Consider the following 436-nt stretch of genomic DNA (forward strand, 5'->3'; position numbering starts at 1 on the left):
CTCCGCGCCGGCATGATTGGTTACGAGATTTGCCCGATCCGCTTCCAGTAGATCAGCGTGCCGGTCAGCCCGCCATGCGGCTTCAGTGCATAGTCCGGTATCTCACCGGCCAGCGTGAAGCCCAACCGCTCATAGAGGCGTGAGGCGCCCTCCTCGGTTGCCGTGTCCAGAACCAGCAGCATGCGGCCCTTCTCCACCGCAAGCCTCTCGGCGGCCCGCATCAGGCGCGTTCCCACGCCCCTGCCCCGGTAGTCGGTGCGTGTCATCAGCTTGGCGATCTCGGCCCGGTGCGGCTGGTTGGGCGGACAGTCGAGCAGCAAGGTCACGGTGCCGACCAGGTTTTTGCCGTCCCAGGCGCCAAGCACCGCTCTTTCGCCCCTTGCCGCCGCGGCCAGCGATTTCTCCCAGAAACCCCTCGCCGCCTGCGGCGCCAACG

The 436-nt window shown here is 67.2% G+C and carries 1 protein-coding gene; it reads right to left on the minus strand.

The genetic code is table 11. From position 1 onward, the window contains the following. Positions 1–20 precede the first annotated feature (20 nt). Positions 21–436 (minus strand): GNAT family N-acetyltransferase (locus EN991_RS39515; RefSeq protein ID WP_164769831.1); only part of this gene is annotated, 416 nt, incomplete at its 5' end.

The organism is Mesorhizobium sp. M7A.F.Ca.US.005.03.2.1, assembly GCF_003997795.1.
GTDB classification, from domain to species: domain Bacteria; phylum Pseudomonadota; class Alphaproteobacteria; order Rhizobiales; family Rhizobiaceae; genus Mesorhizobium; species Mesorhizobium ciceri.